At 55.4% G+C, this 1,501-nt stretch carries 2 rRNA genes (1 of these 2 only partly in view); both read left to right on the forward strand.

The features are described from left to right. Positions 1-1,174, forward strand: a 23S ribosomal RNA gene (locus tag SOM35_RS17340) (it extends 2,150 nt beyond the left edge of the window). A gap of 198 nt (positions 1,175-1,372) precedes the next feature. Continuing rightward, positions 1,373-1,489: ribosomal RNA gene (gene rrf, locus SOM35_RS17345) — 5S ribosomal RNA — on the forward strand. Positions 1,490-1,501: the final 12 nt, after the last annotated feature.

Here is a 1,501-nt window from a genome sequence, read left to right on the forward strand (position 1 = left end):
CTCCGTGAGCGTTGAAGGCCGCAGAGACCAGTGGGAAGCGACTGTTTACTAAAAACACAGGTCCGTGCGAAGTCGCAAGACGATGTATACGGACTGACGCCTGCCCGGTGCTGGAAGGTTAAGAGGAAGGGTCAGCCTCACGGCGAAGCTCTGAATTTAAGCCCCAGTAAACGGCGGTGGTAACTATAACCATCCTAAGGTAGCGAAATTCCTTGTCGGGTAAGTTCCGACCTGCACGAATGGCGTAACGACTTCCCAGCTGTCTCAACCGCGAACTCGGCGAAATTGCACTACGAGTAAAGATGCTCGTTACGCGCAGCAGGACGGAAAGACCCCGTGACCTTTACTACAGTTTGGTATTGGTGTTCGGAGTGGCTTGTGTAGGATAGGTGGGAGACTGTGAAGCGGGCACGCTAGTGTTCGTGGAGTCATTGTTGAAATACCACTCTGGTCACTTTGGATGTCTAACGTAGGACCCTGATCGGGTTCATGGACAGTGCCTGATGGGTAGTTTAACTGGGGCGGTTGCCTCCCAAAGAGTAACGGAGGCGCCCAAAGGTTCCCTCAACCTGGTTGGCAATCAGGTGGCGAGTGTAAGTGCACAAGGGAGCTTGACTGTGAGACTGACAGGTCGAGCAGGGACGAAAGTCGGGACTAGTGATCCGGCAGTGGCTTGTGGAAGCGCTGTCGCTCAACGGATAAAAGGTACCTCGGGGATAACAGGCTGATCTTGCCCAAGAGTCCATATCGACGGCATGGTTTGGCACCTCGATGTCGGCTCGTCGCATCCTGGGGCTGGAGTAGGTCCCAAGGGTTGGGCTGTTCGCCCATTAAAGCGGTACGCGAGCTGGGTTTAGAACGTCGTGAGACAGTTCGGTCCCTATCCGCTGCGCGCGTTGGAAATTTGAGAAGATCTATCCCTAGTACGAGAGGACCGGGATGGACGAACCTCTGGTGTGTCAGTTGTTCTGCCAAGGGCACCGCTGATTAGCTACGTTCGGACCGGATAACCGCTGAAAGCATCTAAGCGGGAAGCCGTCTTCGAGATGAGATTTCCATGCACCTTGAGTGTGAGAGGCTCCCAGCAGACTACTGGGTTGATAGGCCGGATGTGGAAGCGGGGACTAACGACCCGTGGAGCTGACCGGTACTAATAAGCCGAAGACTTGACACACACTTTTTTCCTGACCCTCACGGGTCAGGGCTCGCGTCCACTTTGTGGTTCCCGACAGACGATCGGGAATCAAACTGAATAGTTCAGCTACCCCACCGGTGTGGGGTGTCATCAACCCTGTTTCGGCGGGGGTGTTGACACCGAACCGTTGGTGGGGGATGGCTGGAACCTGTTTGATCCGTTTCGGGTCGATGGTGTTCCGGTGGTCATAGCGAGAGGGAAACGCCCGGTCACATTCCGAACCCGGAAGCTAAGCCTCTCAGCGCCGATGGTACTGCAAGGGGGACCTTGTGGGAGAGTAGGACGCCGCCGGACTTCTTTTCAATG

This window comes from Curtobacterium sp. CFBP9011, assembly GCF_034045095.1.
In the GTDB taxonomy this organism is placed as follows: Bacteria; Actinomycetota; Actinomycetes; order Actinomycetales; family Microbacteriaceae; genus Curtobacterium.